This is a genomic window from Streptomyces sp. NRRL B-3229 (assembly GCF_000719505.1).
Lineage (GTDB): Bacteria > Actinomycetota > Actinomycetes > Streptomycetales > Streptomycetaceae > Streptomyces > Streptomyces griseorubiginosus.
The window spans coordinates 15851-41451 of the sequence record NZ_JOGP01000027.1 but is presented as its reverse complement, the minus strand read 5'-3'; the positions used below and the strand labels follow the sequence as shown (position 1 = coordinate 41451).

General features: G+C 71.6%; 26 protein-coding genes. 12 read left to right on the top strand and 14 right to left on the bottom strand.

Going from position 1 to position 25601, the window contains the following annotated elements; translation table 11 throughout:
* Positions 1-8 precede the first annotated feature (8 nt).
* Positions 9-2285, top strand: coding sequence for an ATP-binding protein (locus IF54_RS39925; protein ID WP_030325593.1), 2277 nt, complete (start codon positions 9-11; stop codon positions 2283-2285).
* 58 nt (positions 2286-2343) lie between these two features.
* Here IF54_RS39925 and IF54_RS0133170 read toward each other — a convergent pair whose 3' ends face one another.
* The 4 genes from IF54_RS0133170 to IF54_RS0133155 all read right to left on the bottom strand — a co-directional run bounded on the left by IF54_RS0133170 (position 2344) and on the right by IF54_RS0133155 (position 4773).
* Positions 2344-2793 (bottom strand): pyridoxamine 5'-phosphate oxidase family protein, encoded by a 450-nt coding sequence (locus IF54_RS0133170; protein WP_030325591.1) that lies wholly within the window; start codon positions 2791-2793, stop codon positions 2344-2346.
* A 1-nt stretch (position 2794) separates the two neighbouring features.
* Positions 2795-3250, bottom strand: a complete 456-nt coding sequence (locus IF54_RS0133165; RefSeq protein ID WP_030325589.1) for a hypothetical protein — start codon at positions 3248-3250, stop codon at positions 2795-2797.
* 81 nt (positions 3251-3331) lie between these two features.
* Positions 3332-3571: a hypothetical protein gene (locus tag IF54_RS0133160; protein ID WP_030325587.1), complete on the bottom strand. Its 240-nt coding sequence runs from the start codon at positions 3569-3571 to the stop codon at positions 3332-3334.
* A 32-nt stretch (positions 3572-3603) separates the two neighbouring features.
* The gene (locus IF54_RS0133155) at positions 3604-4773 is read right to left on the bottom strand and encodes a steroid 3-ketoacyl-CoA thiolase (RefSeq protein ID WP_030325585.1); all 1170 of its coding nucleotides are present in this window, start codon (positions 4771-4773) and stop codon (positions 3604-3606) included.
* 222 nt (positions 4774-4995) lie between these two features.
* On the opposite strand from IF54_RS0133155, the gene IF54_RS0133150 reads away from it, so the two are divergent.
* On the top strand, positions 4996-6234 hold the full coding sequence (locus IF54_RS0133150) for a cytochrome P450 (protein ID WP_030325583.1): 1239 nt from the start codon (positions 4996-4998) through the stop codon (positions 6232-6234).
* Here IF54_RS0133150 and IF54_RS0133145 read toward each other — a convergent pair.
* Positions 6221-8248: a bifunctional glycosyltransferase 87/phosphatase PAP2 family protein gene (locus IF54_RS0133145; protein ID WP_030325582.1), complete on the bottom strand. Its 2028-nt coding sequence runs from the start codon at positions 8246-8248 to the stop codon at positions 6221-6223. The two genes, IF54_RS0133150 and IF54_RS0133145, sit on opposite strands and share 14 nt — an antisense overlap.
* Before the next feature lie 309 nt (positions 8249-8557).
* Between IF54_RS0133145 and proP the strand changes: the two genes are divergently transcribed.
* Complete coding sequence (gene proP / locus IF54_RS0133140; protein WP_030325580.1) at positions 8558-9922, top strand: glycine betaine/L-proline transporter ProP; 1365 nt, start codon at positions 8558-8560, stop codon at positions 9920-9922.
* Positions 9923-10009: 87 nt separating this feature from the next.
* The gene (locus IF54_RS0133135; protein WP_030325578.1) at positions 10010-10681 is read left to right on the top strand and encodes an O-methyltransferase; all 672 of its coding nucleotides are present in this window, start codon (positions 10010-10012) and stop codon (positions 10679-10681) included.
* Between the two features lie 11 nt (positions 10682-10692).
* Here IF54_RS0133135 and IF54_RS0133130 read toward each other — a convergent pair whose 3' ends face one another.
* The 4 genes from IF54_RS0133130 to IF54_RS0133115 all read right to left on the bottom strand — a co-directional run bounded on the left by IF54_RS0133130 (position 10693) and on the right by IF54_RS0133115 (position 14810).
* Positions 10693-11085 (bottom strand): FHA domain-containing protein, encoded by a 393-nt coding sequence (locus IF54_RS0133130; protein WP_030325576.1) that lies wholly within the window; start codon positions 11083-11085, stop codon positions 10693-10695.
* A 158-nt stretch (positions 11086-11243) separates the two neighbouring features.
* The gene (locus IF54_RS0133125; protein ID WP_030325573.1) at positions 11244-11891 is read right to left on the bottom strand and encodes a hypothetical protein; all 648 of its coding nucleotides are present in this window, start codon (positions 11889-11891) and stop codon (positions 11244-11246) included.
* Between the two features lie 5 nt (positions 11892-11896).
* On the bottom strand, positions 11897-12583 hold the full coding sequence (locus tag IF54_RS0133120; protein WP_030325571.1) for an EF-hand domain-containing protein: 687 nt from the start codon (positions 12581-12583) through the stop codon (positions 11897-11899).
* A gap of 184 nt (positions 12584-12767) precedes the next feature.
* Complete coding sequence (locus IF54_RS0133115; RefSeq protein WP_030325569.1) at positions 12768-14810, bottom strand: MFS transporter; 2043 nt, start codon at positions 14808-14810, stop codon at positions 12768-12770.
* Positions 14811-14971: 161 nt separating this feature from the next.
* Between IF54_RS0133115 and IF54_RS0133110 the strand changes: the two genes are divergently transcribed.
* Positions 14972-15937: a peptidoglycan-binding domain-containing protein gene (locus IF54_RS0133110; protein ID WP_030325567.1), complete on the top strand. Its 966-nt coding sequence runs from the start codon at positions 14972-14974 to the stop codon at positions 15935-15937.
* Positions 15938-16081: 144 nt separating this feature from the next.
* Here the strand turns inward: IF54_RS0133110 and IF54_RS0133105 are convergent, their stop codons facing one another.
* Complete coding sequence (locus IF54_RS0133105; protein ID WP_030325566.1) at positions 16082-16747, bottom strand: HAD-IA family hydrolase; 666 nt, start codon at positions 16745-16747, stop codon at positions 16082-16084.
* 157 nt (positions 16748-16904) lie between these two features.
* The gene (locus IF54_RS0133100) at positions 16905-17486 is read right to left on the bottom strand and encodes a TMEM165/GDT1 family protein (RefSeq protein ID WP_020136489.1); all 582 of its coding nucleotides are present in this window, start codon (positions 17484-17486) and stop codon (positions 16905-16907) included.
* A 375-nt stretch (positions 17487-17861) separates the two neighbouring features.
* Between IF54_RS0133100 and IF54_RS0133095 the strand changes: the two genes are divergently transcribed.
* The 4 genes from IF54_RS0133095 to IF54_RS0133080 all read left to right on the top strand — a co-directional run bounded on the left by IF54_RS0133095 (position 17862) and on the right by IF54_RS0133080 (position 21789).
* Positions 17862-18506: an HNH endonuclease family protein gene (locus IF54_RS0133095; protein WP_030325564.1), complete on the top strand. Its 645-nt coding sequence runs from the start codon at positions 17862-17864 to the stop codon at positions 18504-18506.
* A 71-nt stretch (positions 18507-18577) separates the two neighbouring features.
* Complete coding sequence (locus tag IF54_RS0133090; protein WP_030325562.1) at positions 18578-20251, top strand: alkaline phosphatase D family protein; 1674 nt, start codon at positions 18578-18580, stop codon at positions 20249-20251.
* A gap of 293 nt (positions 20252-20544) precedes the next feature.
* Positions 20545-20991 (top strand): DoxX family protein, encoded by a 447-nt coding sequence (locus tag IF54_RS0133085; protein WP_030325561.1) that lies wholly within the window; start codon positions 20545-20547, stop codon positions 20989-20991.
* Positions 20992-21231: 240 nt separating this feature from the next.
* Complete coding sequence (locus IF54_RS0133080; RefSeq protein ID WP_020136485.1) at positions 21232-21789, top strand: DedA family protein; 558 nt, start codon at positions 21232-21234, stop codon at positions 21787-21789.
* A gap of 80 nt (positions 21790-21869) precedes the next feature.
* Here the strand turns inward: IF54_RS0133080 and IF54_RS0133075 are convergent, their stop codons facing one another.
* Entirely contained in the window at positions 21870-22100 is a 231-nt protein-coding gene (locus IF54_RS0133075) for a DUF2277 domain-containing protein (RefSeq protein WP_030325559.1), read from the bottom strand.
* Between the two features lie 119 nt (positions 22101-22219).
* Positions 22220-22774 carry a GNAT family N-acetyltransferase gene (locus IF54_RS0133070; RefSeq protein WP_051735627.1) on the bottom strand — a complete coding sequence of 185 codons (555 nt, stop codon included), beginning with the start codon at positions 22772-22774 and terminating at the stop codon, positions 22220-22222.
* Positions 22775-22912: 138 nt separating this feature from the next.
* Here IF54_RS0133070 and IF54_RS0133065 point away from each other — a divergent pair, with 138 nt between their 5' ends.
* Both IF54_RS0133065 and IF54_RS0133060 read left to right on the top strand, forming a co-directional pair.
* Positions 22913-23461, top strand: a complete 549-nt coding sequence (locus tag IF54_RS0133065; protein WP_030325557.1) for a YciI family protein — start codon at positions 22913-22915, stop codon at positions 23459-23461.
* 55 nt (positions 23462-23516) lie between these two features.
* Positions 23517-24482, top strand: coding sequence for a YihY/virulence factor BrkB family protein (locus IF54_RS0133060; RefSeq protein WP_030325555.1), 966 nt, complete (start codon positions 23517-23519; stop codon positions 24480-24482).
* 126 nt (positions 24483-24608) lie between these two features.
* On the opposite strand, the gene IF54_RS0133055 is transcribed toward IF54_RS0133060, so the two are convergent.
* Positions 24609-25034 (bottom strand): DUF6003 family protein, encoded by a 426-nt coding sequence (locus IF54_RS0133055; RefSeq protein WP_030325553.1) that lies wholly within the window; start codon positions 25032-25034, stop codon positions 24609-24611.
* Positions 25035-25214: 180 nt separating this feature from the next.
* Here IF54_RS0133055 and IF54_RS0133050 point away from each other — a divergent pair, with 180 nt between their 5' ends.
* The gene (locus tag IF54_RS0133050) at positions 25215-25559 is read left to right on the top strand and encodes a hypothetical protein (RefSeq protein WP_030325551.1); all 345 of its coding nucleotides are present in this window, start codon (positions 25215-25217) and stop codon (positions 25557-25559) included.
* Positions 25560-25601 lie beyond the last annotated feature (42 nt).

Here is a 25601-nt window from a genome sequence, read left to right as displayed (position 1 = left end):
TTGTCGTGATGACCAGTCATGTTTCCGAAGTCCCGCAGTCCGAGGTGCCCCAGGGCGGCACCGCTTTCGGTGTGATGCTGCGCTCCCTGCGCCGGGCCGCCCGGCTGACCCTGGAGGAGCTGTCCGAGGCGTCGGGGGTGAGTGTGCGCGCCCTCGGTGACCTGGAGCGCGGCCGCAGCCGTGGCCCGCAGCGCCGTACCGTCGAGGCGCTCGCGGGTGCCCTCCACCTGGACGCCGAGCAGCGTGAGCGCCTCCAGCGGCTGGCCGACACCGGCCGGGAGCGCACGGCGGCGCCGGCCCCGCCGTTCCTCCTGCGGACCGTCCCGGACTTCACCGGACGGCGGCAGGAGCTGGCGGACCTGGAGGCGCTCGCCACCGGCACCCGCACGCGGGCCGCGATCCTGTTCGGGCCGGGCGGGCAGGGCAAGACGACCCTGGCCGCGGAGGCCGTACGGCGGCTGAGCGGGGCCTTCCCGGACGGCAGTGTCTGCGTCCAGCTGCACGGGATGAGCGAGGCCCCGCTGCCGCCCGCCGAGGCGCTGGTCCTGCTGCTCACCGCGCTGGGCCAGCCGCCCGACCGGATCCCGGTGGACCCGGTCGCCCGCGAGGCGCTGTACCGGACCACGCTCGCCGGGCGGCGGGCGCTGATCGTCCTCGACGACGCGGCCGACGAGGCGCTCACCCGGCCGCTGCTGCCGGACGCCGAGGGCAGTTTCGTGCTGGTCACCAGCAGACGGCCGCTGGCCGGTCTCGAGGGCGTACGGCGGATCAGGCTCGGCGGGCTCAGCGGCGGCGAGTCGGCGCGGCTCCTCGAGCGGATCCTCGGCGCCCCGCGCACCGACGGCCAGTCCGAGGCGATCACCCGGCTCACCGAGCTGTGCGGCCATCTCCCGCTGGCCCTGCGGATCGTCGGCAACCGCCTCTCCAGCCGCCCGAGCTGGACCCCGGCCCGGCTGGTGGAGCAACTCGCCGACGAGGAGCGCCGGTTGAGCGGGCTGGTGGCGGGCGACCTCGCCGTGCGCAGCGCGCTCGCCCTCTCCTGGGGCCAACTCACCGATGAGCACCGGCGGTTGCTGCGCCGGCTCGCCCTGGTCCCAGGCCATGACACGGGCCCCGAACTCGCCGCAGTGCTGACCGGCGAGGAGTTGTCGGCCACCGAGGACTCCCTGGACCTGCTGGTCGACCGGGGCCTGCTGGAGGAGACGGCACCCGGCCGGTACGCCCTGCACGATCTCGTAAGGCTCTTCGCGCGGGAGCAACTGGACGCCGAGGAGCCGGAGTCGGTGGTCCGGGAGGTGCGGCTGCGGATGGCGGACTGGCTGTTGCGGTCGGCCTCGGCGGCGGGCCGCCGGTTCGAGGCGCCGGGTGCGCCGCAGCCGTGGCCTGGCGAGGTCCCGGCCTTCACGCCCCGGTCCGTGCCGGTGGCCGAGGAGTGGCTGACGGCCGAACGCGCGAACTGGGCGGGCGCCCTGCCGGTGCTGTTCGCGGCGGACCGGCACGCGGAGATCCTGCATGTGTCGCGCACCCTGTACTGGTTCTCCGACCGCTGGGGCCAGTGGCCGGAGTGGCGGACCCTCTTCTCGTACGGCGCCCGGTCCGCGGCCGCCCTCGGGGACCGGGTGGCCGAGGCGCACCAGCTCAACTGTCTCGCCTGGGCCCACTCGGTGGGCGCCTCCCAGTACGAGCGGGCCGAGCAACTGGCCCGACAGGCATTGGAGTTGGCGTCGGAGACCGGCGACCTCGATCAGCAGGCCTGGTCGTGGTCGTACATCAGCGGGGCTTGTATGGGGCTGGCCCGGCCCGCTGAGGCGGCGGAGGCGGCGGCGCGGGCCACCCGGCTCTTCGAGGAGGCCGGCGACCCGGCGGGCAAGGCGGTGTCCCAGCGGGTCCTCGGCAAGGCGCTGCGTGAATCCGGCCGCGCAGCCGAGGCGTTGACCCTGCACCGGGCCCTGCTGGGCACCTCCGTGGGGGACGTACCGGGCCTGGACGCGTACGTCGAGGCCCTGCTCCGGTACGAGATAGCGAGCGACCTGCTGGCCCTGGAGCGCTGGTCCGAGGCGGTGGCGGCCTACCGGGCCGTCACCACCCCTCTCTCCCACGGCGGCCTCGACCGCCTCCAGGCCCAGTCCCTCACGGGCCTCGCCACGGCCCTGCGGCACTGCGGCGAGCTCACGGAGGCGCGCGAGCACCTGGGCCGGGCGCACGGGCTGTTCCTGTCGGTGGGTGACGTGCCGTCCGCGGAGCGGACGGCGGCGGAGATCGAGGAGCTGAGGGGTGCCGGCTGAGGGGACGGGTCTCGGCAGATCCGTTCTCGGGGTGACGGTGAGCGCTCAGGCGCCTTCGCTACACCCCCACCCGGTGATCCGGCCGCCCGTCCTTCGCCAGCATGGAGTGCGCCTCGGCCACCGCCCGGTAGAGCCGCATCCCGGAGTCGCCGCGCGCGTCGTCGAGGGTCCACACCCGCCCGCCGTGCAGCAGCGACCGCCGCGAGAACACCTCCAGCGCCCTCTCGGCCCCGTCCACCAGCTCCTCGGCGACGGCGGACATGTACACCCCCTGCCCGGTGCCGATCTCCGCCGAGGAGTCGAAGACGACGATCCCCACCCGGGGCCGTACGGCGATGTTCCGCGAGTGGGTGACGTCCGGCGAGGACACCCAGTAGAACTCCCGGCACCCCACATGGGCGAAGTAGACCGGCGTGCTCCACGGCCGCCCCTCCGCGTCGGCCGTGGCCAGCACCAGGTACCGGCTCGCCTCGACGATCCCGCGCGCGTTCCCGGCGCTCGGCCGCATCTCAGCGGCTCCTTCGGTACGTCAGCCCGAAGTCCGTCTCCCACTCCGCCGAGGCGGCCTTCGACCGCTCCCACACGCCGTGGATGCTGTCGCCGTCCGCGCTGAGCCGCCCGGTGAACCGCTGCCGGAAGGAGAGCGGCGTGAAGTCCGCCTCCTCGCGCAGCAGCTGCCACACCGCACCGTCGAAGGTCATCGCGTACACGCGCACGACACCCCGCGAGTCGAAGTAGTGCTGCGTGTACGCCCCCGTGCCCGGCTCGACCGACACGATCGCCATGCTCTCGGGCGCGGGCTCCGGCGCCCGCATCCGCTGCACCAGGAACCGTCCTCCGACCTCCCACTCGAACACACACCGCCCGGCGGCGGCCTCCTGGCCGGGGAACTCGGCTTCGACCATCCATTCCCCGACCAGGACCCGCAGCCGTTCCAGAGCTTCCCGCTCCGCCGTCGCGCCCATCACGACCACCTCCTCGCAGTCAGGACCGCGAGGAGGGCGCAAACTCATCGGTGCGGCTCCGCCCGGGCGGCGGACGGGGCCCTACGCCTGGGCGGCGACACCCGCTTCCTTCGCCGCCCGGTGGGTTCGCCACTCCTTGCGGAAGAAGTAGCCGCGCAGGGCCGCGATCGCCAGGAACAGCAGGCCGAAGCCGACCCTGCCCAGGCCTCCGGCCGTGACGAACCAGTACAGGCCCAGCCCGGCGAAGAAGAGGCAGATCCCGATCATGATCGGTTCGCGGACGTAGAAGGGCAAAGCACGGAGGATGACGTTGACCAGCATCCGCAAAGTTGACCAGTGCGCATCAACCCTGTCTACAGCCTTTGAATGATCGTGCCGGTCGCCAGGCCCCCGCCCGCACACATCGTGATCAACGCGAACTCCTTGTCCGCGCGCTCCAGTTCATGGAGCGCCGTGGTGATGAGCCGCGCCCCCGTCGCCCCCACCGGGTGCCCGAGCGCGATCGCGCCACCGTTGACGTTGACCTTCTCCAGGTCCTGTTCGAAGACCTGGGCCCAGCTCAGCACCACCGACGCGAAAGCCTCGTTGATCTCGACGAGGTCGATGTCCTTCAGGGACATGCCCGCCTTGCCGAGGACCGCGCGGGTCGCGTCGATCGGGCCGTCCAGGTGGAAGTGGGGGTCGGCCCCGACCAGCGCCTGCGCCACGATCCGCGCCCTCGGCTTCAGCTTCAGCGCCCGCGCCATCCGCTTGGACGCCCACATGATCGCCGCGGCCCCGTCGCTGATCTGCGAGGAGTTGCCCGCCGTGTGGATCGCCGTGGGCATCACCGGCTTCAGGCCCGCCAGCGCCTCCATGGAGGTGTCCCGCAGCCCCTCGTCCCGGTCGACCAGCCGCCACATGCCCTGCCCGGCCCGCTGCTCGTCCTCGGTGGTCGGCACCTGGACCGCGAACGTCTCCCGCTTGAAGCGCTCCTCGGACCAGGCGACGGCCGCCCGCTCCTGGGAGATCAGACCGAGCGAGTCGACGTTCTCGCGGGTCAGCCCCCGGTGCCGGGCGATGCGTTCGGCCGCCTCGAACTGGTTGGGCAGGTCCACGTTCCACTCGTCGGGGAACGGCTTGCCCGGCCCGTGCTTGGAGCCCGAGCCCAGCGGCACCCGGGACATCGCCTCGACCCCGCAGCTGATCCCGACGTCGATGACCCCGGCGGCGACCATGTTGGCGACCATGTGGGAGGCCTGCTGCGAGGACCCGCACTGGCAGTCGACCGTCGTCGCCGCCGTCTCGTAGGGCAGCCCGACCGTCAGCCAGGCCGTGCGCGCGGGGTTCATCGACTGCTCGCCGGCATGCGTGACCGTACCGCCGACGATCTGTTCGACCGCGTCGGCGGGGATGCCGGTGCGGCCGAGGAGTTCACGGTAGGTCTCGCCCAGCAGATACGCGGGATGCAGATTGGCGAGCGCGCCGCCGCGCCTGCCGATGGGAGTGCGGACGGCTTCGACGATCACGGGTTCGGCGGCCATGGGTGCGGGTCCTCTCCTCCGAACGGATCCCTGGAACTAGTACGTGTTCTAGTTAGCGCACTGCTTGCAGTCTGCGGACGATCCGGCCACCACCGCAAGGGTCTTGCAGGCAATTGGGGACTCCGCACCTCTTGCCTCTTGTAGAACCCGTTACTACCTTCACGGCAGCTCTGTTCCTGATGGGCCGTCAGAAAGCTGTCGAACAGCTGGAGTGAGTTGCCGATGCAGTGTCCAGCGCTTCCCGACGGGTTCGACTTCACCGACCCCGACCTGCTGCAAAGCCGCGTACCGCTGCCGGAGTTCGCCGAACTGCGCCGGGCCGAACCGGTGCGCTGGATCCCCCAGTCGGGCAACATCGCCGGCTTCCAGGACGGGGGGTACTGGGCGGTCACCCGGCACGCGGACGTCAAGTACGTCTCCACCCACCCCGAGATCTTCTCGTCGTACCTCAACACGGCGATCATCCGCTTCAACGAGCACATCCAGCGGGACGCGATCGACGCCCAGCGCCTGATCCTGCTGAACATGGACCCGCCGGAACACACCCGGGTCCGCGGGATCGTCCAGCGGGTCTTCACGCCCCGGGCCATCCGCGCCCTGGAGCAACGCCTGCGCGACCGCGCCCTCGCGATCGTCGAGACCGCCCGCACCCTGCCCGGCGACTCCTTCGACTTCGTCACCCAGGTCGCCTGCGAACTGCCCCTCCAGGCCATCGCCGAGCTCATCGGCATCCCGCAGGACGACCGGGCGAAGATCTTCGACTGGTCCAACAAGATGATCTCGTACGACGATCCGGAGTACGCGATCACCGAGGAGGTCGGCCAGGAGTCGGCCATGGAGCTCATCGCCTACGCGATGAACATGGCGGCCGACCGCAAGCAGTGCCCGGCCCAGGACATCGTCACGAGGCTGGTGTCGGCGGAGGACGAAGGAAGCCTGAACTCCGACGAGTTCGGCTTTTTCGTGCTGATGCTGGCGGTCGCGGGCAACGAGACGACCCGCAACGCCATCACCCACGGCATGCACGCCTTCCTCACCCACCCCGACCAGTGGGAGCGGTACAAGGCCGAACGCCCCTCGACCGCGGCCGAGGAGATCGTCCGCTGGGCGACCCCCGTCAACGCCTTCCAGCGCACCGCCACCCAGGACACCGAACTCGGCGGCAAGCAGATCAGGAAGGGCGACCGGGTCGGGATCTTCTACGCCGCCGCCAACCACGACCCCGACGTCTTCGAGAACCCGGACGTCTTCGACATCACCCGCGACCCCAACCCCCACCTCGGCTTCGGCGGGGGCGGCCCGCACTACTGCCTCGGCAAGTCCCTGGCGGTCCTGGAGATCGACCTGATCTTCAACGCGATAGCCGACGCCATGCCCAGCCTCCGCGCGGCCGGCGACCCCCGCCGCCTGCGCTCGGCGTGGATCAACGGCGTCAAGGAACTCCAGGTCACCCTGGACTGACCCCGGTTCCCGCGCTGCGGACCGACGGCTCGAGCGAGCCGTCGGCCGCTCGCGACGTCGTCCGGGCCCGGGGCCCCTGGAACAGATACGACAGTCCGAACCCGCCGGCGACCACGGCCGCACCGCCCACCGCGTCCAGCACCCAGTGGTTCCCCGTGGCCACGATCGCCGAGACGGTGAACAGCGGGTGCAGCAGCCCGAGTCCCTTCATCCACCACCGGGGCGCGACGACCGCGATGACGACCCCGCACCACAGCGCCCACCCGAAGTGCAGCGAGGGCATCGCCGCGTACTGGTTGGTCAGCGCGGTCAGGGTCCCGTAGTCCGGCTTGGAGAAGTCCTGCACGCCGTGCACGGTGTCGATGACCCCGAGCGCCGGCATCAGCCGCGGCGGGGCGAGCGGATAGAGCCAGAACCCGACGAGGGCCAGCAACGTCGCGAACCCCAGCGAGGCCCGGGCCCACCGGTAGTCCACCGGGCGCCGCCAGTACAGGACGGCCAGCACGGTCAGCGGGACCACGAAGTGGAGGGACTCGTAGTACTGGTCGAAGAAGTTCCGCAGCCAGTCGACCTTGACGACCGCGTGGTTGGCCCAGTGCTCGATGTCGATGTGCAGCAGGCGCTCCAGATCCAGGATCTGCTGCCCGTGCCGCTCGGCGGTGGCCCGCCCCGCGGAGTTGCTGCCGCCGGTCGCCGCGAGCCGGACCTGCTGGTAGGCGGCGTACGTGACCCGGATCAGCAGGAGTTCGAGGAGCAGGTTCGGCCGCGTCAGCACCCGTCGCAGGAACGGCAGCAGCGGCACGTGCCGGAACCGGGCGGGCACCTCAGGGGCGTACTGCGGGGCGATCGGTGTCCGGTAGTACGGCGAGGTGCGCGACAGGAAGGGGATCACGGTGGCGGCGGCGAGCGCGGCCAGCAGCACCAGGTTGTCCCGCAGGGGGTACAGCGTCGCGATGTGCGGCAGCAGCATCTTCGTCGGCAGTGTCATCACCACGACGACGGCGACTGGCCACACGTACCGGTCGGAGGCCCGCTTGCCGACCCGTCCGACGACCGCGAGCAGCGCCCACAGCAGCTGGTGCTGCCAGGTGGTCGGCGAGACCGCGATCGCCGCGCAGCCGGTGATCGCGACGGCGAGCAGCAGCTGGCCGTCGCGGGCGTAGCGCACGGCCCGGCGCACGCCCAGCACGGCGACGGCCGCGCCGAGCGCCAGGAAGAGGGAGATCTCCAGCGGTCCGGCCACGCCCAGGCGCAGCAGCAGGCCGTGCAGGGACTGGTTGGCGAGGTCGTCGGCGGGGCCCCCGAGGCCGGTGCCCGCGATGTGGTGCACCCAGTAGGTGTACGAGTCGTGCGGCAGCACGGCCCAGGCCAGCGCGGTGCCGGCGGCGAAGGTCGCGGCCGCGGTGAGGGCGCCCCGGCGGCGGCCGGTGAACCGGAGCAGGGCCGCGAAGAGCAGGACCGTGGGCTGGAAGGCGGCGGCGAGCCCGATGAGCAGTCCGGCAGTCCGCTCGCCCCGGACGGCGAAGCAGGCGACGAGGACCAGCAGGACCGGGATGATGCTGGTCTGCCCGAGGTAGAGCGTGTTGCGCACGGGCAGCGACAGCATCAGGAGGCTGATCGCGACCGGCGCGGCGAGCAGGGAGGTGCGGCGGCCGACCGGCTGGGGCAGCGCTCGGGCGGCGACGAGACCGAGGGCGACGACCAGGAGCAGGGTGCCGAAGGTCCAGCCCCAACCGAGCGCCTGTTCGGCGGCGCGGGTGAGCGGCTTCAGGACGAGTCCCCCGAACGGGGTACCGGTGAACTGCGTCGAGTCGTACAGCGACCCCTTCACATGCAGGACGCCGTCCGGGCCGACCCAGGTCTCCAGGTCCGTCAGCCGCTCGCCTCTGGGGGTGCGCAGGACGACGGCCACCTCGCGCAGGGCGAGGACGGCCGCCACCAGCCACAGGGCGAGTCTGGCCGCGCGCAGCCGCGCGTGGATCTCGGTGGGGCCCCTGTGCTCCGCATCCGTCACGCCGCTCGGCCTCTCGTCCGGTTCGTGCCATGCGTCCGTGAAGAAGGACGCAGGCGTTCCGGATTCACCTGACGTCCGCTTCGTTTTGTCCGAATGACGATAGTCCGCCGGAAGCGTCACCACGCGATCGGAGCGCGAGATGGATCACATGCGCCGCGGGAAGGGGCGTCCCCGACCGAGGGCGGGGTAGCTGCATAGAGCACGTTTGTTCACACAAGGCGACTGGACTTGAGCGCTCCGTAGGCCCGGCAAGTCCACCTATGGTCGTTTTTTGCCCTTGTCCCCGTCGAAAGGCAGGCGAGCGAAGTTTTGCCCGGTGCTCAAGTCATCACCCCGTCGGCCCACACCCCGGACGCCCCGGATCCCTCCGAAGCCGTAACCGTCGACCCCGCGCTCGTGAAGCGCGCGGTGAAGGCCGCCGCGCTCGGCAACGCCATGGAGTGGTTCGACTTCGGCGTCTACAGCTACATCGCGGTCACCCTGGGCAAGGTGTTCTTCCCGTCCGGGAACCCGACCGCACAGCTCCTGTCGACGTTCGGCGCCTTCGCCGCGGCCTTCCTGGTCCGTCCGCTCGGCGGACTGGTCTTCGGCCCGCTGGGCGACCGCGTCGGCCGCCAGAAGGTCCTCGCGGTCACCATGATCATGATGGCGGCCGGCACCTTCGCCATCGGCCTGATCCCGTCGTACGCCTCCATCGGCGTCGCGGCACCCCTGCTGCTCCTGGCGGCCCGCCTGGTCCAGGGCTTCTCGACCGGCGGCGAGTACGCGGGCGCCTCCACCTTCATCGCCGAGTACGCCCCCGACAAGCGGCGCGGTTTCCTCGGCAGCTGGCTGGAGTTCGGCACGCTGGCCGGGTACATCGCCGGTGCCGGCCTGGTCACCGTCATGACGGCCCTGCTGTCCAGCGAGGATCTGCTGTCCTGGGGCTGGCGGATCCCGTTCCTGATCGCGGGTCCGATGGGTGCCATCGGCCTCTACCTTCGACTGCGCCTGGAGGAGACCCCGGCGTTCGCGGCCGAGGCCGAGAAGGCGAAGTCCGACCGCCCCAAGGTCCCGCTGCGCGAGATGATCACCGGTCAGTGGCGGACGCTGCTGCTCTGCGTGGGCCTGGTCCTGGTCTTCAACGTCACCGACTACATGCTGCTGTCGTACATGCCGAGCTACCTGACCAGCGAGCTCAAGTACGACGAGACGCACGGCCTGCTGGTCGTCCTCGGCGTGATGGCGCTGATGATGGTCGTCCAGCCCTTCGCCGGCGCCCTGAGCGACCGGATCGGACGCCGACCGGTGATCGCCGCGGGCTGCGTGGGCTTCCTGGCGCTCTCGGTCCCGGCCCTGCTGCTGATCCGCCAGGGCAGCCTGCTCGCGATCGCGCTCGGCATGGGCGCCCTGGGCCTGCTCCTGGTCTGCTTCACCTCGGCGATGCCGGCCGCGCTCCCGGCCCTCTTCCCCACCCGGGTCCGCTACGGCTCCCTCTCGGTCGGCTTCAACGTCTCGGTGTCCCTCTTCGGCGGCACGACCCCGCTGGTGGTCACCGCACTGATCGGCGCGACCGGGAACGTGATGATGCCCGCCTACTACATGATGGCCGCGGCCGTGATCGGCGGCGTGGCGGTGTGGTTCATGACGGAGTCGGCGGGCCGCCCGCTGCCCGGCTCACCGCCCCAGCACTGAATTCCCTGACAGGAGCCGGGAGCACGCCTATATTCATTAGCGCAACTAGTTAGCTGACCTAACTAGGCTAGTGGAAGGCAAAGGTGCATGAACGAGTCGCAGTTCTGGGACGACGTCGACGACTACTTCACCACCCACCTCGCCCCGGAGGACGACGCGCTCCGGGCGGCCTTGCGCGACAGCGAGGCCGCCGGGCTCCCGTCCATCGCCGTCACAGCGCCGCAGGGCAAGCTCCTCCAGCTCCTGGCCCAGATCCAGGGCGCCCGCACCGTCCTCGAGCTCGGCACGCTCGGCGGCTACAGCACGATCTGGCTGGCCCGCGCCCTGCCCGCCGACGGCCGCCTGGTCTCACTGGAGTACGACCCGAGGAACGCCGAGGTCGCGCGCCGCAACCTCGCCCGAGCGGGCCTCGACAAGGTGGTCGAGATCCGCGTGGGGGCCGCCCTGGACTCGCTCCCCTTGCTGGCCGACGAGCACCCGCCCCCCTTCGACCTCGTCTTCATCGACGCCGACAAGGCCAACAACCCGCACTACGTGGAGTGGGCGCTCGAACTCACCAGCGCGGGCAGCCTGATCGTCGTCGACAACGTCGTACGCGGCGGCCGGATCGCCGATCCCGACAACCCAGCCCCCGACGTCCAGGGCACCCGCACCGCCCTCGAACTGATCGGCCGGCACCCGAGGCTGAGCGGCACGGCGATCCAGACGGTGGGCAGCAAGGGCTACGACGGGTTCGCGCTGGCGCGCGTCCTGCCGTGACCCTTTGACGATCACACCTCGTGGTAGAAGCCGACGTTGACGCTGCGCGGGGCGGTGCGGTCACGGATGACGATCTCGCCGTTGCCGCCCCGGGGCAGGGTCACGAAGCCGCCGTAGACCAGCGGCTGGGCGTACGCCCCCGACACCAGCTGTACTTCGGACGAGGGATCGGGCTGTGAGCCCTGGAGCCAGGTGACCTGCCAGACGCCCTCGGGTCCGCACAGGAACTCCAGGTGCACCCGGGAGACGAACAGCCAGTCGTCGGGCGTCACGAGCCGGCACACGGACTTGTCGCGGCCCACGCGGAGCACGGTGCCCGGGTCACTGGGCGCCTCGGCCATCTGCATCCCGGCAGTGGCACCCTCCTCCGCCGCGGTGACGACGGCCATGGTGAGTTCGAGCACGTGCGCTCCTCCTGGAAGGTTCCTTGCGCGGCGCCCCCGTTGGACCACCGCCGCCGCATGATAAATCGCCCGGCATGGCGGTGTCCGGTGCAAGGCAACGCAAGACCGGCCCGCCGCCCGGGTCCGGGCAACAGGCCGGTCATGTGTACGACGAGACGTCAGCTGTGCAGCAGCCGCTCCGTCAGCTCACGGTAGTCCCGCAGCGCCAGCCGGAGTTGCTCGGTGTCACCGGCGGCGCCGCCCTTGCCCTGACCGCCGTCACCGGCCTGCCAGGAGTTGCGCAGCGTACGCCGACGCTCCTTCACCGCGTCGGCGAACCGCGCGGCGACCTCCTCCAGCACGTGGTCGGCCTCCTCGACGGCAGACCGGGGTTCGTCGACGAACCCGGCGACGGCGTGCTGGAGCCGCGTGCTGAGCTTGTCGGACTCCTCGTGCGGAAGCAGCCGGACATCGCGCCCGGACGTCTTGACGTCCCCGGCTGCGGAGTCCCGCGCAAGATCCCGCTCACCGGAGTCCCTCCCGAGACCCCGCTCACCGGAGTCCCGCCCTAGCCCTCGCTCACCAGAGTCGTGCTTGAGGCCGCCCTCGCCGCCCCGCACACCGTCCCGGTCGCCGACGGCCGGCGGTACCGCACCCGGCACCGCCTCGCGACGCCCTTCGTTCCCGACGCGGTCCGGGGCCTCCGTCCCGGTGGGCGCCACGAGGGGGCTGTGCGCCCCCGTGGACTCACTCGTCGCGCCCTTGCCGCCGATCCTGCCCTCGCCGCGGGCGCCGTCGGCTCCCGGCTTGCTCGTGGCATCCGTCATGTCACTCAACTCCCCTTCGCGTGACGCCTGTTGAATGCCCACGTGTGCTGGCCGCGACCGTCGTCACGACCGTCGCGGGGCTGACCCGCGTGCACGTCCGTGGTGGTGCGGGACTCCTCGCGGCGCTGCGGCGACCCGATGAGGTCCTCGAACAGGGCGCGCGCCTCGACCATGGCCTCGCGCATCTCCTCGGTGTCCACCCGCCCGTCGCCGTCCCGGTCGGCGTTCACGCGGGCGCCGGCCACGGTGTGCACCCGCCGGTAGCCGTGCACGTGGTGCGCGTGGTGCACGGACAGCGCGGCGAACTGCTCCTCGTACTGTCCGCCGTCCGGGAATCCGCGGTCCTTGGCGAGCTCGGCGAGCAGCCGGTCGGCCTCGGCGACGGCCTCCCGAGGGGAGTCGACGAAGCGTTCCTGGGCGGCGGTCCAGCGCTCTTCGTACCGCTGGCGCTGTGCCGGTTCGAGGGGCTGCTCGCGCAGGGATCCGTGCCGCTCCACGCGCTCAGCGAGTTCGCGCTCGGCGGCCTTCTCGTCCCCGTCGTGCCGGGCCACGGCGCGGTCGTACTCGGGCCCGAAGCGGCGCTTCAGGCCCCGGCCGTGCTGCGGGCTCCGGCCTCGCAGGGTCAGGACGGCCGCCACGATGAGGACGGCCGCGACGATCACGATCAGAGCGATGATCAGGCCTGTTGACATGTCTGCCGGGTTGCCGTGAACGCCCCGTTCAAACCGTCTCCGCATGTGTGTACAACGAAGGGGGGTTCAGTTGTGGGGTGGGTGCGGGTCCGTCGTGGCTGGTCGCGCAGTTGCCCGCGCCCCTGGGGGGTTGCAGCCCACCTGCGTTATGAGGGGAACGCCCGCCCCCACCGAACCCGCAGACTCACAACCGCACCCCCGCCTCCCCACCAGGCCGCTCCCGATCCGACCCGCACATCTCATCGTTCAGGGACTTCACCAGCTGCGTGAGATCCGTCGGCCGATCCGGCCCCCACCAGTCCCCCAGCAACTCCCCCAACGACTCCTCCCGCGCCGCGGCCAACCGCTCCGCGACCTCCCGCCCCGCCGCCGTGAGCCGGAGATCAGGACCCTCCCGCTCCGCCAGCCCCCGCTCCTCCACCTGCCGAGCCGCCTCGACGATCACACCCAACGGCACCGGCGTCCGATCGGCGAGCAGCGCCGGCTCCACCCATCCGTGCCGCCGCATCCGCAGCACCAGCCAGCTCGACGCCGGCAGCAGGTCGTACCCGGCCCGCTCCGTGATCCTCCGGTACAGATCCCGCCGCCCCTCCCGCGTCCCCAGCAGCGACAGCGCCCGGCACACCTCGTCGTACGACGACCGCTCCACCGGATTGCTGGCCAGCGTCTCGGTGACGTCGGGCGCCGTGACCGACCCCCGCAGCCGGTCCTCCTTCAGGAACCAGGCGAGGACGAACCCGAGAAACGCGACGGGCGCGGCGTACAGGAACACGTCGGTGATGGACGAGGCGTACGCGTGCAGCGCCGCGGGACGCAGCGCGGCCGGCAGTTCCCCGAGCCCCCGGGAGTCGGACTCCAGCCCCGACACCGAGACACCGGGCGGCAGTTGGACTCCCCGCAAGGCCTCGGCCAGCTTGTCACCCAGCCGGTTCGCGAAGACCGTACCGAAGATCGCGACACCGAAGGACGCCCCGATCGACCGGAAGAAGGTCGCCCCGGACGTGGCGACGCCGAGATCCTCGTACGACACGGCGTTCTGCACGATCAGCACCAGCACCTGCATGACCAGCCCGAGCCCCAGACCGAACACACAGAAGTACAGGCTCATCACCCACGTGGAGCTGCCCTCGTCGAGCCGGTGCAGAAGCAGCAGCCCCAGCGTCGTGACGGCCGTCCCCGCGATCGGGAAGACCTTCCACCGCCCGGTACGGCTGACGATCTGCCCGGAGACCGTCGAGGACAGCAGCAGCCCGAACACCATCGGCAGCATGTGCACCCCGGACATCGTCGGCGAGACCCCCTGCACCACCTGGAGGAAGGTGGGCAGATAGGTCATCGCCCCGAACATCGCGAACCCCACGATGAAGCTGATGACGGCGGACAGCGCGAAGGTCCGGATCCGGAACAGCTTCAGCGGCAACACCGGCTCCGCGGCCCGCCGTTCGACCGCCACGAACGCGACCGCCAGCGCCACCCCCAGTACCGCGAGCCCGACGATCTGCGGCGAGCCCCAGCCCCACGTCGTACCGCCCAGCGAGGCCACCAGCACCAGACAGGTGGCGACGGCGGCGATGAGGAAGGTCCCCAGGTAGTCGATGACGTGCTTCGCCGACCTGCGCGGAATCCGCAGCACGACCGCGATCACGGCCAACGCCACCACGCCCACCGGCAGATTGACGTAGAAGACCCACCGCCAGCTCAGATGCTCGGTGAACAGGCCGCCCAGCAACGGCCCGAGGACACTCGTCGCCCCGAAGACCGCCCCGAACAGCCCCTGGTAGCGCCCCCGTTCGCGTGGCGGGACGAGATCGCCGACGATCGCCATCGACAGCACCATCAACCCGCCGCCGCCCAGCCCCTGAAGGGCCCGGAACGCGATGAGCTGGGGCATGTCCTGGGCCATGCCGCACAGCGCCGAGCCGATCAGGAAGATCACGATCGCGGTCTGGAACAGCCGCTTGCGCCCGTACTGGTCCCCGAGCTTGCCCCACAGCGGGGTCGCCGCGGTGGAGGCCAGCAGATACGCCGTCACCACCCAGGACAGATGCTCCATCCCGCCGAGGTCGCTGACGATGGTGGGCAGCGCGGTGGACACGATCGTCTGGTCCAGCGCGGCGAGCAGCATGCCGAGCAGCAGGGCCCCGATGGAGACGAGGACGTTGCCGGACACATGTTCTTCACCTGTGTCTCGCACATCTCCCGTCATACCCTGCGCATCCGCCGTCATGAAGACCTCCCGGGGCTCTCGTTGCCACTCCATCGTGGTCGGTGTGACCGTTTATGGCCTGTCGAGTCCTTTTGGAAGCCATCGTTCCGGGGGCTTCCGTGTGCCGCCCGTGGAGGGGTTCTGCATAATCTCTGGGGTTCGCGAGGGGGAGGGACGAACACATGGCGGAGTCGAACGGTCATCTGTGCCCGGAGTGCGGGGCACCCAGAGGGGCCGACCGCACCCCGTCCTGCGGCTGCACCGAGCGCGCGGCGGACGCGTTGCGCGACACGCGCACGGCGGAGGCGGCCGCGGCGGAGGACTTCGATCCGCTCCGCATACGCCCGTACGTGGACCTGGCCGACGAGACCACCCCCGTAGCCCGGATGCCCGCCACCGAACAGACGATGCCGTTACGGGCAGTCCCCCCGACCGCGCAGGACCCCGCACCGGCACCCGGCGAGACAACAGCGCTCCCCACCGACCAGAGCCTCTTCCAGGCGACGGAAAACCCCGCAGCCCCCACCCGCGAGCACCCTCGCCGCCCCCGCCCCCGTACCGTCCTGCTCGCCGCGGCCGGAGCGGTCGTGACCGTGGTGGCCGCGGCCGGTTTCGCCAGCGGACTGTTCGCCTACGAGTCCCCGTCACGGGACGAGGCGGCCCCGCGGGACGTACGGCCGGCCGTCCCAGACGCGACGACGACCCCCGCGCCCGCCTCGCCGTCCACGACCACGGAGTCCGTACGACCACCCGCCGCACACCCGTCGCGGACGGCGAGCGCGAGCCCGCCGGCGTCGCCGGGCCCGTCGGTGTCCAGCGCTTCGCCGAGCCCTTCCCCGCCGGCGTCCCCGACGGCCGCCCCGACCGCCTCCGCCACGGCGACGGACTCGGCGGCCGGTTCGGACGCGGCCCGGAAGGCGGCCCCGCCAGAGCTGCGGCGGGGGTCGGAGGGCCCCGAGGTGGTCGAGCTGGAACTCCGCCTCACACAGCTCGGGCTGTACACGAGGAAGGCGAGCGGCCAGTACGACGAGGTCGTCGAGGACGCGGTGACCCGCTACCAGTGGGCCCGCGGGATCCAGCCGCCGGAGTACGGGGTGTACGACCTGGCGACGCGGAACCGGCTGGAGTCGGAGACGACGGAGCCGTAGGCCGCTCCAGGGGGTCACGCGCGAGGCCACGGACCGCCGCACGAAACGACACACAGACCGCAGACCGCCGTACGTCAGACACACACAACCGCTGTCCACCGCACGAAGCGGCAATGGGCTCGCGCATGTCCCGGAGCGCAGCTCCTAACCGACGTGCAACCGCATGCCGCCGTCACCCAGGGCCTCCACCCTCACCTGCGTAAGATCCGGCACCGTCACATCAGGTCCGTGGACCCCCGCCCGGGCCCCGATCCCGACCACCCTCATCCCCGCCGCCTTCCCGGCCGCGATCCCCGCGCCGGAGTCCTCGAAGACGACACAGTCCGCGGGCGCGACGCCCAGCTCCGCCGCCCCCTTCAGGAAGCCCTCGGGGTCCGGCTTGCTCGCGCCCACGGACTCCGCCGTGATCCGGACCTCGGGCAGCGACAGCCCCGCCGCCGCCATCCGCGCCGTGGACAACGGCACGTCGGCCGAGGTCACCAGCGCGTGCGGCAGTCCCCGCAGGGACGCCAGGAACTCGGGCGCCCCCGGCACCGCCACCACCCCGTCCATGTCCGCGGTCTCCTCCGCGAGCAGGCGGGCGTTGTCGGCGAGGTTCTGCTCCACGGGCCGCCCCGGCAGCAGGAGCGCCATCGAGGCGTGGCCCTGGCGGCCGTGGACGACCTTCATGACCTCGTCGCCGTCGAGTCCGTGCTCTGCGGCCCAGCGGCGCCAGATGCGCTCGACGACGGCGTCGGAGTTGACGAGGGTGCCGTCCATGTCGAGCAGGAGGGCGCGGGCGGTGAGCACGGTGGACGCGGCGGCCGTCATCGGCAACTCCAAGCGCAGACGAGAGAGACAAGGCGGCCCCGCCCGCCGGTCAGGGAAAACGGGCGGGAGCCACTTTGTTTTCCCACGGTACAAAACCGGAGCGGGTTCACGCCACCGCCTTCGGGAACGACCCGGAACAGTTCACCCGGTGTTCGCCTCAGCCGGCCACGGCCTCCCACAGGCTCCACAGGCCGAGGGCCAGCATCAGCAGCGCCGCGATCCTGGTGATCAGCTTCAGCGGCACCCGCCTCATCAGGGCCTTTCCGCCGACGATCCCGAGTCCGGCCACCGCCCACAGCGCGAGCACCGCACCCAGACCCACGGAGAGCGGATCGTCGTAGCGGGCCGCGAGGTTGGCCGTCATGATCTGGGTCAGATCACCGAACTCGGCGACCAGGATCAGCATGAACCCGGCCCCGGCGACCTTCCAGAAGGACTGGTTCTCGGGCTTGCGGATCTCCTCGTCGCCGTCGTCCTTCTTCAGCAGCAGGACGGCCGCGCCGCCCAGGAAGAGCACGCCGGTGATCGCCTGCACGATCTGCTGCGGCAGCAGGGTCAGCACGCTGCCGGCCGCGACGGCGAGCGCGACATGCAGCGCGAAGGCGGCGGCGACGCCCGCGAAGACGTAGGAGGCGCGATAGCGCGTGCCCAGGACAAGACCGGCGAGCGCGGTCTTGTCGGGCAGCTCGGCCAGGAAGACGACGCCGAACACGACGGCCGTCACGGTGATGCTGATCAAGGGTCCTCAATCGGTCGGGCTGCCCCACCGAGAGTGCTGCACCTCACACGACGACACCTCGGCACGGCAGCGCACACGGCGCCCGGGCCGGGACGGCACGGGCGTGCACTGCTTGCCGAAGGTCTCGCTGGCCGGTCCGCGCGAGCGGGCCTGCCTCCGGGCGCCGGCTCAGACGAGCTGAGCAGTATGTCGACGGTCCGGCGAAGAGCTACTCCCCTTCAACTCCGACCATCGTACGTGATCGTTTCACCGTAAACCTTGTCATGTCATGTACGCGTCACTAACTTCTTACCGGGCGCACACCTCCCGGCAACACGGTGCGCCGAGCATTCGATCGCCCGCGCCTCAACACCCCCACCCCGCCAGGGAGTTCGCATGTCGAAGTTCTACGCGCGTCGACGGCTCAGCATACTCGGCGCCCTCACCGCGCTCATAGCCTCCGTCGCGGTCCTCAACGGCCCGTCCGCCTCCGCGGCCCTCCCCACCCCGGTCAGCGCGGCCACCGCCCGCAGCTACCTCGCCTCGCTCACCGTGGCGACCGAGAACCGCACCGGCTACAACCGGGACCTGTTCCCGACCTGGATCACCATCAGCGGCACCTGCAACACGCGCGAGTACATCCTCAAGCGCGACGGCTCGAACGTGGTCACCGACTCCGCCTGCACCGCCACCAGCGGCAGCTGGTACTCCCCCTACGACGGGGCCACCTGGACCGCCGCCTCCGACCTGGACATCGACCACCTGGTCCCGCTCGCCGAGGCCTGGGACTCCGGCGCGAGCGCCTGGACCACCGCCCAGCGCCAGGCCTTCGCCAACGACGTCACCCGCCCGCAGCTCCTCGCGGTGACGGACAACGTGAACCAGTCCAAGGGCGACCAGGACCCGGCCACCTGGATGCCGTCCCTGACCTCGTACCGCTGCACCTACGTCCGCGCCTGGGTCCAGGTGAAGTACTACTACGACCTCTCCGTCGACTCGGCCGAGAAGACCGCGCTGACCAACTACCTCGCGAACTGCTGACGATTCCGCGCCGGAACCTCCCCGCGGACCTCCGTCGTTCCGTACCGTACGGGGCGACGGAGGAGGATCACGTGACCGATCTGCGGCTGGGGCCCCTGCTCAGGTACGTCGACGGCTCGTCCGCGACCGTGTGGGTCGAGACGAGCCGTCCGTGCACGGCCGAGGTGCGCTGCTCGGACGGCACCTCCGGCACGTCCGGCACCTTCCAGATCGCGGGCCACCACTATGCCCTCGTCGCGGTCGACGGCTTCACCCCCGGCACGACCCGGTCGTACGAGGTGTTCCTGGACGGCACCCGGGTGTGGCCGCTGCCCGACTCGCCGTTCCCGCCGTCGGTCATCCACACGCCCGCGGAGGACGCCGCCGTCCGGGTCGCCTTCGGCTCCTGCCGCTGGGCCGCGCCGCCGGAGGGCGAGAAGGACCCGGTGGGCCCGGACGCCCTGGACACCCTCGCGACCCGGATCGCCGCAGACCCTGACGGCGAACGCCCGGACGTCCTCCTGCTGCTGGGCGACCAGGTCTACGCCGACGAGACCTCCCAGGCCACCCAGCGCTGGCTGGCCGTCCGCCGCGACCTGAGCGACCCGCCGGGCGCCCAGGTGGCGGACTACGAGGAGTACACCCACCTCTACTACGAGTCCTGGCTCGACCCCGAGGTGCGCTGGCTGCTGTCCACCGTCCCCAGCTGCATGATCTTCGACGACCACGACGTCATCGACGACTGGAACACCTCCGCCGCCTGGCTGGAGGACATGCGCGCGCTCCCGTGGTGGCGCGAGCGGCTGCTGAGCGGCCTCATGTCGTACTGGGTCCACCAGCACCTGGGCAACCTCCCGCCGGCCGAACTGGCCGCCGACCCGCTCTACGCCGCCGTACGGCAGTCCCCGGACGGCACCGACGAGTTGCGCGCCTTCGCCTGCCGGGCCGACGCCGACGCCGCCTCCGTGCGCTGGAGCTACCGGCGCGACTTCGGCCGGGTGCGGCTGCTCATGGTCGACTCCCGCGCGGCCCGGGTCCTCGAGGAGGAGAAGCGCTCGATGCTGGACGCCGGCGAGGCCGAGTGGCTGCGGGAGCAGGTGCTGGCGGAGCGTTCCTCCTACGACCATCTCCTGATCGGCACCTCGCTGCCCTGGCTGCTGCCGCACCTGGTGCACGACGCCGAGGCCTGGGACGCGGCGCTGTGCCGGGGGGAGCGCGGGGCGCGCTGGGCCCGGTTCGGGGAGAATCTGCGGCGCAAGGCGGACCTGGAGCACTGGGCGGCGTTCCCGCGCTCTTTCGCCGCGCTGGCGGACCTGATCGCCGAGGTGGGCTCCGGACCCGAGGCGCCGGCGACGGTGCTGGTGCTCTCCGGGGACGTGCACCACGCGTACGTGGCCGAGCCGAAGTGGCACACCGGCGGTCCGGACGCGCGGGTCCTCCAGCTCACCTGCTCCCCCGTCCACAACTCCGTCCCCGGCTACATGCGGTTCGGCTTCCGCTTCGGCTGGAGCGCGACGGCCCGGGCGCTCGGACGGCGGCTCGCCCGGCACGGCCGCTGCGAGCAACCGCCGGTGTCCTGGCGGCACACGGGCGGCCCGTGGTTCGGCAACCAGCTCATGACCCTGACCCTGAACGGCCGTTCGGCACGGCTGCGACTGGAGCAGGCGCGGGAGTCGGGTCAGGGGCGGGTACGGCTGCTGACGGTGTCGGAGTCCGAACTCACCGGAGCGGGCGGGCACCAGGCGTCCCGACTTCCGAACGTGTGACAGTGCTCACTATCTGACTGCTCGTCAATAAGCTTGCCCTGTAGGGCAGTTGACTTTTTGACGTACCTGCCCCAGAGGCACATTCGGACACACTTTCGGAAGCGGATACGGCGGCCACAGCCCTCCCACGTGCGGCTGCGAGTGAAATGGCTGGGACAACTGAGACGAATCAGTGGCCAGATGTTGAACTTGCAAGCATCGAATCGGGGCCCCTACCGTGGATGGCTGACTCGGTCCCATCCCCCTGGGGCGATCCCCCTAGTGGGACCGACCCGACCGAAGGAGTCCCCCACATGACCGGACGCCTGAACAGCGCCCAGCCATACGCCCTCGGCCTGTACCGCATCGTCGTCGGCCTGCTCTTCCTCTGTCATGGCGCCGCCTCGCTCTTCGGCGTGCTCGGCGGTGCCGCGGGCACCGGCGGCACCCTCGACGCCGGGACCTGGCCCGGCTGGTACGCGGCCGTGATCCAGCTCGTCGGCGGAGCCCTGGTGCTCCTCGGCCTGGGCACCCGCGTCGCCGCGTTCGTCGCGGCGGGATCCATGGCGTACGCGTACTTCAAGGTCCACCAGCCGAACGCCCTGTGGCCCATGGAGAACGGCGGTGAGGCCGCGGCGATGTTCTGCTGGGCCCTCCTGCTGCTGGTTTTCACCGGGTCCGGCGCGTTCGGCCTGGACCGGCTGTTCGCCAAGCGCTCGGCGGAGGAACGCGAGCCGGCCGCCGAACCGGTGGCCGTCTGAGCGGATCCCGTAAGGTGCCCTCCCCGCGTCCGTGGGGAGGGCACCGGCGTGTTCGCGAGGCCGCGGCCGACTGCCCGGGACCCGGCAGCCGGGTGAACATGTCGCACGCGTCTCGTGAGCCCCCCGTGAATCTCCTGTCACACTCCACGCGTACGCTGTATGGCTGTCCAGGGGGAATCACGGGGAGACGCGGTGTTGGAGAGTCTGGGGTCGCTGACCGGCAGTCCATGGATCTACGCCATGGTCGCGCTGTCGGTGCTCCTCGACGTGTTCCTGCCGGTGCTGCCGAGCGGGGTGCTGGTCATCACGGCGGCGACCGCGGCGGCCGCGGGCAGTGCGGCGACCGGGCGGGTCCCGGACGTCCTCTCCCTGATCCTCTGCGCGACGACCGCGTCCGTCCTCGGTGACCTCGCGGCGTACCGCCTCGCCTTCCGGGGCGGGGAACGCCTCGACCGCGCCATCGCCCGCTCCCGTCGCCTCACCACGGCGCAGGAACGTCTCGGCGACGCGCTGGCCGCGGGGGGCGGGGCGTTGGTGGTCCTGGCCCGCTTCGCCCCGGCCGGCCGCTCGGTGGTCTCCCTCCTCGCCGGCACGGCCCAACGCCGGGCCCGCGACTTCCTCCCCTGGTCCGCCCTGGCCGGTCTCTCCTGGGCCGCGTACAGCGTCGCCCTCGGCTACTTCGGCGCGCACTGGCTGGGCGCGACATGGCTGGCCACGGGAGTGTCGGTGGCAGCACTGTTCGGAGCGGGCGCGGGAGCGGCCTACGTGATGCGCCGCCGGCCGGTGGAGGCGGGGTAGGGCGAGGGATGACGGTCCGGGGGCACAGCACGACAGGCCCCAGCTCCGGCTGAGCCCGGATCACCCCCACCTCGCCGCACTCAGCCCGCCTCTCGTCGGGCGGCGCCGCGGACCTCCAGGCCGGCCAGCAGTTCCGCGGTCGCCTCGGCGATCACCTCGACGGCGCGGTCGAACACCTCCTGGTTGTGTGCGGCCGGGGCGCGGAACCCCGACACCTTGCGCACGTACTGGAGCGCGGCGGCCCGGATCTCCTCCTCCGTCGCCTCCTCGGGCAGTACGGGCGGACGAAGCGTCTTGATACTGCGGCACATACCGACAGTCTCCCTCCCGGAACGGATCGGTGCTTCCGCCCGCTCCTGAACGAATGCCATGATCCTCAAGGGCCGGCGGAACTTGTGCCGACAGCACTCCGCACCCGCCCCTGACCGACTCAGCCTGGCTCTTCCCCTCTCTCCAGTCTCTCCAGATCGAACCGCCAGTCGTTGGACGTCAGCCAGTGCCCCTTCGGGTACTCGAACTCGGCCTGTCCCAGCAACGTGAAGCCCGCCCGGCGGCAGACCCCGTTCGACGCGAGGTGCTCCACGCTCGGGAACGCGTGGAGATACCGGTGTCGGCCGGCGGCCCGTGCCTCGGTGATGACGGCCCGGGCCGCCTGCGCGGCCAGCCCGCGCCCCTGGAACTCCGGCAGGACCCCCCACCCGGTCTCCCACACCCACGTCTCCCGCCACTCCCGCTCCCAGAACCCGATGGAGCCGACGGTCTCGCCGCCCTCCGCCAGCGTGACGCGGTACATCCGCCCCGCCGACAGCTCGACGTACCGCCGATGCCGCGAGACGAGCTTCTCCTCGCTCTCGGGCCCGCCCAGGTGCGCGGTCATCTCCGGACTGTTGGTCCGCTCCAGCAGCCAGAAGTCCCCCTCCGCCCAGGGCACCAACCGCACCTGCTCCACGCGCTCCACCCGCACCTCCGCCGCCACCCCGACCATGTCCCCCACACTAGGGCCCGGGTCTGACAACGCCCCGGCCACGACGGCACCCGCTGCACCCCCGTCCCCAGAGCTCGCGAACTCACGACAGGCGTAATGCCGTTGAGCCGTCGCCCGTAGTGGGCGAGGCTGCCGGGCATGGAGTTCTTCTGCTACCACCGTGACCGGCCCGGCTCCCTGCCCCTGCGGGAGGAGCTGACGGAAGCGCACTGGGCCTACATGGACGGGTACGAGGCCGAGCTGATCGCCCGTGGGCCGACGTTCACCACCGACGGCGAGACGCTCACCGGCAGCGTGCACATCGTCGACCTGGCCGATCCCGCCGCCGCGCGGGCGTTCGCCTTCGAGGAGCCGAACTACCAGGCGGGCGCCTACCGGGACGTGCTGCTGCGCCGCTGGCGCAACCTCCTGGGCCGCACCATGTGGGACTTCCCGGGCGGCCGGACCGGTGACGACCGGTACCTGGTGCTCGGTCTCGGCTCGGGAGAGGCCGCCGACCTCGCCGTACCGCCCGGCAAGGAGGACCTGATCGCGTACGGCCCGCTGCTGTCCGACGACGCGACCGCCTGGCTGGGCACCGCGGCCCTGGTCCGGGCCGCGGACCCGGACCGGGCCCGGGCCGTGCTGACCCGGGAGCGGTACGCGGCCGTGGAGGTCCACGCGTGGGAGTTCGGCGGGCGACGCTGACAAGCCCGTTTCACGGGGCAAGCGCACAGGGAGCCGCCGTACGACGAGGAGCGCCATGGGTACCGCCGTCCACGTCCCGCAGACCAGGGACATGATCGGGGACGAACTCTCCGGAGACGAGGCGTTCGCCGCCCTGCGCCACTACGGGGGGCTGCGGCTGCTCACCGACTCCTTCGCACGGTTCCGCTACGCGGACGGCTTCACCAACGCGCGCGCCCTCGCCTTCCAGGTGGTGCTCGGACTGGTGCCGTGCACGGTGGCGCTGGTGGGCCTGGCCACCTCGGTGCACACGGAGAGCGTGGGCAGGGTCATCGAGCTCACGCTCGGCCGGATCGTGCCGGGCGCCAGCTCCGACATCGTCGAGGAGGCCTTCGAGGGGACCCGGCGCACCGCGCACGGCAGCGTCTGGAGCACGCTCGCCCTGTGGCTGGGCCTCGGCTTCGCCCTGCTGAACCTCGCCTCCGCCATGGGCCAGATCGAACGCGGCGCCAACCGGATCTACGGCATCGAGCGCGACCGGCCCTTCCCGCGCAAGTACGGGCGCGGGATCGTGCTCGCGCTCGCCGCCGGGCTCCCTCTGGTGCTGGGCTTCGTCGTGCTCGTGGCCGGTGAGGCGGTGGGCGACGCGGTGGCCCGGACCCTCGGCGAGGACGGCGGCGGGCCGCGCTGGTGGGGGGTGCTGGACGTGCCCGTGGGGCTGGCGCTGGCCTGGGTGGCGTCCGCGGTGATCTTCCGCTGGTCGCCGCGCCGCGTGCAGCCCGGCTACACCTGGCTGGCCTTCGGCTCGGCCGTCCATCTGCTGCTGTGGGTCGCGGCCACCTGGCTGCTCGCGCTGTACGTCGAGGAGAGCGGTGGCTTCGGTGCGGTGTACGGGCCGCTCACGGCCTTCATCGCGCTGCTGCTGTGGGCCAATCTGACCGGGGTCGCGCTCTTCCTCGGCATCGCGTTCGCCGCCCAGCTGGAGGCGGCCCGGGCCGGCATCGGGTCGGCCGTCCACCCGGACCCCGGCCCGGGTGACTGACCCCGGACGGCTCCCGTGAGGGGGCGGCCCGGGTGACTGACCCCGGACGGCTCCCATGAGGGGGCGGCACCCATGAAGGGACGGCAGCCGTAGGGGGGACCACCCGTGGGGGGGCCACCCCTGCCGTCAGCCCCCCGCCGCCGCCGTGACCGTAGCCGGGTCCACTCCCGTCAGTTCGACGATGCGGTGCGGGGGCACACCCGCGGCCAGGGCGCGGCCGATGAGGTCGTCCCGGCCGTCCGCGAGGTCGCGGTAGGCGAGCAGTTCCTTCTCGACGTCGGCGTGCGCCCCGGGTGCCGACAGATGGCGGACCCGGCTCAGCTCCTCGTCGCTCAGCGGCACGGGCAGCCGTTCCGCGTCCTCGGGCACGGCCGCGTTCTCCTCCGGGGGCAGCAGCCGCAGATGCGGCGAGGTGGGTGTGCTGCCCTGCGCGTCCAGCCAGGCGCGGACCGCGGGAGTGTCCATGCAGGCCAGCTCCCCGACCTCGGCGGGGGCCACGCCGAGCGGCACGGACGGGTCGTCGAGCAGGAACAGGTAGGCGTCGTCGGTCATCCTCGGCTCCCTCTGCGCACGGGCTGATCGCGTTCTCAACAGCGGCTGATGGACGTCCCCTTACCCCGCCTCGCCCGTATTACCGCCGTCACCAGCGGCTCCCACCCGGGGGCACACCCGTTCGCGTGAACCCCCAGAAGACACTCGCCACCCAAAATCGAACAGGCGTAGCATTGTGCCGTGGCAACGACCTATGACTTTCCGAGTGACCTCCTCGCCGGTCAGGAGGAGCTGCATCAGGTCCGGGCCGAGCTGTCGGCCCTGCTCAAGCGGCTTCCCTGGTCGGTCGCGCCCCTGGACGGCTTCAGCGACGACAGCGGCTGGCGGAAGGTGGAGCGCCCCGCCTCTCCCGGCTGGACCCCGGACGAACAGGCCGAGGTGGAGAAGCTCCGGCAGCGCGAACACGAACTCGCGGTCTTCGTCACCACTCACCGCTTCTGGACGGAGGTGGCCTCGTCCGAACGCGTGGACGCCCGCTCCGGCCTGAAGCACGCGCACGAAACCGGCGCACGGGAGAGCGACTGAACGCGGGAGGAGCCCCGGCGAACACGAGAAGACCCCGGCCGT